Below are 7,176 nucleotides of genomic sequence, written 5' to 3' on the forward strand. Positions count from 1 at the left end.
AAGCAATTCCTGATCTAGGGTCTTATTGTATCTAAAGTTAACTTTTAGAAGTTGCCAGCCTTAACGAAAGTTGATACTGAAGTTTGGTAGTAGTACTTCTTGCCAATCTTCACTCTTCCGCCATAAGTTCTTACGCGCTTGCCCTTCTTCAAGACTGTCGTGCCTTTTCTAAAGCCAACGGTGTCGTAAACGTAAGCATTGTGTTTCAAAGTTCTAAGGGTACCATCAATGTTAGAAGCAACTACATACTTGTTGCTGCCCACGTGGTAGTATTTACGTCCCTTAATGGTCTTGGTGCCAGTCACAGTAAAGGTCGTGCCAGCGCGCTTCAAGGTCTTGGTTCTCTTACCAGTGCTGGTGTAAATATATGCATTGTGCTTCAAAGTCTTCTTAACAACGGTTGCCTTAGCGGCTTGGGTTGAATTAGAAGAAGTAGAGCTGCTTGCACTAGTCTTTGATGAAGAACTTGCCTTGGATGATGAGCTAGCCTTCGATGAAGAACTAGCTTTTGACGAAGAACTAGTCTTCGATGAGGAACTGCTTGCACTAGAAGTGTTGGTAGTTGCCCCTTGCAAATTGTAGTAGTACTTAATCAATTGGTAGAATTGACTAAAAGTATAACCCCACTTTGAGAAGTACCCAACTGGGTCAGTATGGTCAGTACCACCTAAGTATTTAGAAACAGCGTAGTGTGACCAAATCGTACCCGAACCATCATAATGAGCATCATTAGGCTTTAAATTCCATTGGTGCAGCAAGCGAGCAATGTAAATCGCATCGTTATTAACTGATTTAGCAAATTTAGCCCGAGTAGAAACTTCTGCTAATTCCACTTGAATAAAGCGTTTGTTAGCAATCGCACCGGCACCCCAAACGCCATATTTGGTGGTCATCATTTGGATAACCTGCTTGTCATCAACAAAGGCATGAACATAAGCAGAAATATTTGACCATTCCCGGTTAAAGAAAATTGCCTCGTTATAAGCAGTTGCGCCAGAGTCGGCAGTTTCGTGAACTACAATTCCTTCAGGTTTACCTTTCCGATAGGTAATCTTATTGTCCTTATAAAACTTATTATAAGTAATTCCAGCTGCTTTCAGGATCTTGTACAAGTAGCTAGTTCCGACATAACTATATGTCTGAGCAGTACTGTTAATCGAAGCAGCATCAACAGTTGCTTTGCTACCAACTCCCACTTCTGCTAAAGTACTGCCCAAGGTTAAAGCAGCCACCGCAGAAATAACAATATTTTTTAACTTCATATTCTTAGTTTCTCCTAGTATTGATTCTAAAAGTTATTCTTCTTAACGTATTGCCGCACGCCGATTACGTAGTACTTCTTACCTTTAATGGTTACCGCAGAGCCATAGGTTTTAAGGCTGGTACCCTTTTTGTAAACGCGTTTGTTGGTGCGCTTAGCTGAGCCGTTATAGACATACGCATTATGCTTCAAACTATGCGTACTGCCATCAAAATTGCCAGCTGCCACATATTGGTTATTAGCAATCTTGTAGTACTTCTTACCACTAATCGTGATGTAGCCGTAAGTATTAAGCTTCTTAAAGGCCTTGAGTGAACCGGTGCCGCTTACGCGTTTTCTAGTACTATCATAAACATAGGCATTGTGCATCAAGGTCTTCTTAGTGGCAGTAGTTGTGGTGAAGTCTTTAATTGCTGAGGCTGCCTGGGTCGAAGTTGGATTTGGATTAGTCGTCGTCAGCACTGTGCTGTTAACCCAGCCTTTGCCCTTCAAGTACATCCGTTGCGTACCATTGTAGTAGGTAATTGTCTTGGTGGCCGTATAGGTCTTACCCTTTACAATCGAACTCTTAGTTTTAGAAACACTGTGATTAGTTGGCCATTGGTAAGTTTTGGCATTCATGGCCGCATAATATTTTTTAGAAGTCTTAGAAATTTTAGGATCGTATTGCGTTAGGTTGTAGGCACTAATTCGGCTATTTAAAATCGTATTATAGTTTGAAGCAGTTGCATAGGTACCAGTTAAAGCCTTGGTAGCGGCCTTATAAGAGCTAGCCTTTTCAATCCAGGCACCAGCATAGCGATTAGTTTGCCAGCTGACACCATCACGCAATTTCTTGCCATTGTCTTCAAAGGAAGCTTCCCAATTGGAATACTTACGAAACTTGGCCGTAATGTATATGCTTTGGCCATTAATTTCTTCACGTGTTCTGGCAGAATAGGTTGCTCCGCTCCAACCGTCGTCGGCCTTCATCCCAAATAAATTGTTAGCTTTTGTTGCTAAGCCTGAAGTACCCCAAGCAGATTCAATAATTGCTTGTGCAATCATCACTGATGGGTACACGCCATATTTCTTAGAAGCTTTTTGTGCTTGGCTAGCAGCCTTGGTCAAAAAAGCAGAAGTTGTGGTCGAAGCTTGAACTTTTTGCGTTTGGGCACGCTTGGTGAAAGATAAGCTGTTGGTAACCGGAAGAACAGTCGTAGCTAATAATGTGGTAGCCGCAATTCCAGCGAATAATCTTGTCTTCATGTTCTTTTTTCCCCCTTGAAATCAAATCTATTGTACCGAGCATTTGATTAGTAAACAATAAGGTAAGCGCTTTTGTAGTTAAAAAGTAATAAACCAGCACCTATTTTCATCACTTTTTTGGCCTATTTTGAAATCACCCCTGTTTTTTTAATCGTTGATATTTTCTAAACTTGTTATCTAAGGCTTTGAACATAAATTTAGCTTTATTGCTTTTGTTTAATAATTTATAGCTAAAATTACGAATCACAAGCAAATATTACAAATTACCGCCCTGTTTTGTTACAAAAAATTATGCTTTTTTCAAGCTAAAACAGAGGCACGAGCAAGAACTAAGCGCTTTATTTGATGTAAAAAGCGGATTATTTAATCGGCTACAACAAAAGGTACATGCCAATTCACGCATGTACCTCTTGAATTAAGATTAATTTTTATCAGTTAATAAAATGCAAATTGTCGCTGCATTTCTAAAATTGATTTGGAAATTGACTGCTTGGGATTTAGTTTTTGGCCTCTGAGTCAAAAATAGGCGTAACAGTTCTTTCAATGTATTGAGCAGAGTCAACAATTTGATAAGTATCGACACCATCCTTTGCAAAAATATTTGCCTGAGCAATCGTGTCCATCGCCTTCATTACGCTGGCCTTGTCTAAGTCTGGACGTGCATTTGCCAAACTCAATGAACTCTTCTTGCCGGCTCCGTTAACAAAAATCAGCTTCAAAGTCTTAGTTGTCTTAGTCATGTTAGTCTCCTTATCTTGCTAGTTATCACGGTAGCTAGTTGTATCTTTTCCTAGCTAGTTGGTTTAAGCTTTTTTACCCTAAATGACTAGGTCTGAATTAAGTTTTTATAAGTGCTGCAGCCCTTACAATATTACTAACGTTGCAAGTTCATCAAACTAGACATCTTAATTTAAAGCTTTCGAAAATATTCATTGTTGTTGAGTCTGGTATAATTCTAAACAGAAGAAAAGTATTAAGAGAGGATAGTTACAATAATGAAACGTTCCGTAATTGGGGTTATTGTCGCTATAGTCATTGTTTTGGCTGGAGGCGGCCTCTATTATACCCATCAACAAAATCAGCAAAATGAAACAGCTACAAAGTATTCGTCATATATGGATGAAGGTAAAACGGCTGTCAAAAACCAAGCTTATGACCAAGCAAAATCATACTTTGACCAAGCTTATGGCGTAAAGCAAACCAGTACTGCCAAAGCCTACGCTAGTCAAGCAGGCAAAATGGTTACTGCCCACGATCGGCTAGACCAGCGCCAATATGCCGCTGCCATTAAGGCCCTGACCACTGTGATTAATCGCAATGGCGGCTACGACTTAATGATTCAGCAAGCTAAGAAATTGCGTAAAACCGTGCGCGCTGTCGAAGACAACTACGAACACGAAATCAAACCGCTATTTAAGAAGGCGGAACAAGCTTCAAACCAAGAAAAATATGCTAAGGCGGCTAAATACTACCAACAAGTGCTTGATTTGCCATATATTAACGGCAAATACTACAAGCACTACAAGCAATTGGCAGCCAAAAGATTAAAGACTGCCAAGTCCGAAGCTAAGGCTAAGGCTGCTTCAAGTTCTTCATCAAGTTCATCATCGAGTTCTAGTTCATCTTCTAGCTCATCATCAAGTTCTTCTAGTTCATCTAGTTCAAGCAGCGCTGATACCGGTGGTGCTGGCAGCAGCGACGAAACTAAGGCTGGTAATAAGTCCGTCGGCGGTTCAACGGTAACCAGCAGCGAGTTGACTCAGATTAAGAAACGCATGAAGGCACTAGGATATGACAGCAATGGCTGGAGTCCGCAAGATATTATCAACATGTACCGTTATGCCTACAAGAATGGCCATACTACGCCAAATTCAATTACCAAGAGCGATATTGAAGGTTACTTGGCACCGAAGAATTAGTTTGGTTGCTTTTATTCGCAAGAACAAGTAAAATTACTATTGACTTTTTAGTGATTTTTTTATAAAAGGAGCGCACCACTTTGACTGAAGATAAAAATGTTCATGCTGAAGCTAGCGAAGATCAAGCTCAACAAGCGCAAGAAGACATGTTCAAAGTAGTTATGCCGGAAGCCAACCGGGTAACTATGCCAGCTGAAGAATACAAGGAACAACCTGAATACTTAGTAACCTTTGCCAACTTCTACATTTCAGAATTTACCCGTCATGACTTAGAAGTAATGAACCTATATGATTCCAATAATAACATGATGGATATTAACCACTACTTGATTGATAATTTGAGCTTCTCTCGTAAGGCTTTGATCAAGCACGTTTTGCAAAACCATGATCATAATTTCATGGCAATTCTGGACAAGATTAAACAAGATTCGGGAGTTGATCCTGAAACTATGGCAAGCTACGAAGACTGGCAAAACTGGTACGAAAAGCGCCGGAGCGAAATCCAAGGTTCTTTATCATAATTCTTGTCATTTATAACAAAATATAAGAAAATATAATCAAGAAGAATGTCAATATACATAATTGGCATTCTTTTTTGATTAAAGAACTTTTGAGGAGAAAAATATGGAACTGAAGAATAAACGACTCACTGCGACTGGGTTCCTAATCGCAATTGGGATCGTCTATGGCGATATTGGGACTAGTCCCCTTTACGTTATGAAGTCGATCTTGGGCGAAAATGGCGGCATTCACAGTGCTAGTCGGGAATTGATTGTTGGCTCAATTTCGTTAATTCTTTGGACAGTTACTTTATTAACGACTGTTAAATACGTAATCATCGCCCTTCGTGCAACCAACCACGGTGAAGGTGGGATTTTTGCCCTGTATGCCCTAGTTCGTAAACGAGCAAAATGGTTAGTAGTCCCTGCCCTGGTCGGTGGTGCTGCTTTATTGGCAGATGGTACCTTAACGCCAGCAGTAACTGTTACAACTTCGATTGAAGGACTAAAAGGCATGACCTTGGGACAAGGAGTGCCGGTTTCCAGCCAAACCACGGTCATCATCATTACCGTGTGCATCTTGCTGGTACTGTTTTTAATCCAGCGCATGGGTACAGCCTTGATTGGTAAGGCCTTTGGGCCAATTATGCTGGTTTGGTTCAGCTTTTTGGGCATTACCGGTATCATGAACTTATCGCATGACTGGTCCTTGCTTGAGGCAATTAACCCCATCTGGGCAGTTAGAATCCTATTTAGCCCTGCCAATAAAGTAGGGATCTTTATCCTAGGGTCGATTTTCCTAGCAACGACCGGGGCAGAAGCCTTGTATTCAGATGTTGGCCATGTGGGCAAGGCTAATATCGTCGGTTCGTGGCCCTTTGTTTTCCTCTGCTTGGCCTTGAATTACTTGGGACAAGGCGTTTGGATCCTGCAAAATACTGACGCCAAAGTTACTAGTGACTTCAACCCATTTTTCCAAGCAATTCCGGAATCTTGGCGGCTATTTGCAATTGCCTTGGCAACCATTGCCGCAATTATTGCCTCCCAAGCCTTAATCACCGGCTCATTTACCTTAGTTTCAGAAGCTACCAACCTGAAATTCTTGCCGCGGATGAATATTTCATATCCTTCCACCGAGCAGGGACAAATTTATATTGCTTCTGTTAATAAAATGCTTTGTGCAGCCACAATTGGGATCGTCTTCCTGTTCCAAACATCTGAACACATGGAAGCTGCCTATGGTTTGGCCATCACCGTAACAATGCTGATGACGACCATTTTATTGAATGAATATCTCGGCAGTATCGGAATTCATCTCATCTGGCGCATCGTCTTCACCCTCTTTTTCGGGTCAATCGAATTCATGTTCTTCATTTCGAGCATGACCAAGTTTGTTCACGGAGGCTATGTGACCGTCATTATTGCCGGCTTTATCGGAATCATCATGTATATTTGGTACTTCGGCAATAAGGTACGGGATAAGCGCGAAGCTAAAAATTCATATGTTCGCTTAGATGAATATGTAAACATGCTGACGAATTTGTCGCACGACGAAGATTATCCAACCTATGCGACTAACTTAGTCTACATGGCTAAGGTTAAATACAATAAGTTTATCAAGCGTGAGGTCCTCTACTCAATTCTGGATAAGCGACCAAAACGTGCTAAAGCTTACTGGTTCGTGACTGTAAATGTTACGAATGAACCTTATACTGCTGAATATGCCATCAACACTTATGGCACGAAGAATGTCATTAACATCCAACTCTATCTAGGGTTTAAAAAGCAGTCAAGCGTTAACGTCTATCTGCGACAAATCGTTCACGAATTGATCGCGGATGGGACAATTGAAGCCCAGCCACAAGAGTACACTACTACTCCTGGGCGTGACGTTGGTGACTTTTCATTTGTTATCGTCAACGATGTGGTTAGTCCCCAAACGCAATTGACTGGCTATGAAAAATGGATCGTAACCGCCCGTGTTTGGCTGCAAAATCTTTCAAGCAATCCGGCTAGCTGGTTTGGCCTTGAATATGCTGACACGGTCATTGAACGCGTACCGTTGATCTTGGGTAAGCCTAATCCGTCTTACATTAAACGGGTTAAACCGATCGATTTCAAAAACGGCCAAAAATAGCCATTAAAAAAGGCTCTATAATTTTTCCTGTTGATGGTTTATCTATATGATATCCTGTTAACAGGATTTTTTATTGCGCAAGAAAAAGAGGCCATAGCCTCTATTTCTCAA

The 7,176-nt window shown here is 41.0% G+C and carries 6 protein-coding genes; 3 read left to right on the forward strand and 3 right to left on the reverse strand.

The features are described from left to right. Window positions 1-44: 44 nt before the first annotated feature. The 3 genes from KI210_RS04020 to KI210_RS04030 all read right to left on the reverse strand — a co-directional run bounded on the left by KI210_RS04020 (window position 45) and on the right by KI210_RS04030 (window position 3,249). Window positions 45-1,262: an SLAP domain-containing protein gene (locus tag KI210_RS04020; RefSeq protein WP_212780606.1), complete on the reverse strand. Its 1,218-nt coding sequence runs from the start codon at window positions 1,260-1,262 to the stop codon at window positions 45-47. Window positions 1,263-1,288: 26 nt separating this feature from the next. Next, a complete protein-coding gene (locus tag KI210_RS04025; protein ID WP_212780607.1) occupies window positions 1,289-2,509 on the reverse strand; it encodes an SLAP domain-containing protein in 1,221 nt (406 codons plus the stop codon). Window positions 2,510-3,006: 497 nt separating this feature from the next. Then, window positions 3,007-3,249 carry a DUF2922 domain-containing protein gene (locus tag KI210_RS04030; RefSeq protein WP_212780608.1) on the reverse strand — a complete coding sequence of 81 codons (243 nt, stop codon included), beginning with the start codon at window positions 3,247-3,249 and terminating at the stop codon, window positions 3,007-3,009. A gap of 255 nt (window positions 3,250-3,504) precedes the next feature. On the opposite strand from KI210_RS04030, the gene KI210_RS04035 reads away from it, so the two are divergent. From KI210_RS04035 to KI210_RS04045, 3 genes are all read left to right on the forward strand, one after another. Beyond that, window positions 3,505-4,428, forward strand: coding sequence for a hypothetical protein (locus KI210_RS04035; protein WP_212780609.1), 924 nt, complete (start codon window positions 3,505-3,507; stop codon window positions 4,426-4,428). Window positions 4,429-4,574: 146 nt separating this feature from the next. Beyond that, a complete protein-coding gene (locus KI210_RS04040) occupies window positions 4,575-4,949 on the forward strand; it encodes a hypothetical protein (RefSeq protein WP_371870181.1) in 375 nt (124 codons plus the stop codon). A 103-nt stretch (window positions 4,950-5,052) separates the two neighbouring features. Further along, the gene (locus KI210_RS04045; protein WP_212780611.1) at window positions 5,053-7,065 is read left to right on the forward strand and encodes a KUP/HAK/KT family potassium transporter; all 2,013 of its coding nucleotides are present in this window, start codon (window positions 5,053-5,055) and stop codon (window positions 7,063-7,065) included. Window positions 7,066-7,176: the final 111 nt, after the last annotated feature.

It is taken from the genome of Lactobacillus corticis (genome assembly GCF_018327645.1).
GTDB lineage: Bacteria > Bacillota > Bacilli > Lactobacillales > Lactobacillaceae > Lactobacillus > Lactobacillus corticis.

What these genes read in the sequence shown, in the direction of transcription:
- KI210_RS04040 (WP_371870181.1), top strand. Translation starts at nt 4,575, where the DNA reads ATGTTCAAAGTAGTTATGCCGGAAGCCAACCGGGTAACTATGCCAGCT.
- KI210_RS04020 (WP_212780606.1), bottom strand. Translation starts at nt 1,262, where the DNA reads ATGAAGTTAAAAAATATTGTTATTTCTGCGGTGGCTGCTTTAACCTTG.
- KI210_RS04025 (WP_212780607.1), bottom strand. Translation starts at nt 2,509, where the DNA reads ATGAAGACAAGATTATTCGCTGGAATTGCGGCTACCACATTATTAGCT.
- KI210_RS04030 (WP_212780608.1), bottom strand. Translation starts at nt 3,249, where the DNA reads ATGACTAAGACAACTAAGACTTTGAAGCTGATTTTTGTTAACGGAGCC.
- KI210_RS04035 (WP_212780609.1), top strand. Translation starts at nt 3,505, where the DNA reads ATGAAACGTTCCGTAATTGGGGTTATTGTCGCTATAGTCATTGTTTTG.
- KI210_RS04045 (WP_212780611.1), top strand. Translation starts at nt 5,053, where the DNA reads ATGGAACTGAAGAATAAACGACTCACTGCGACTGGGTTCCTAATCGCA.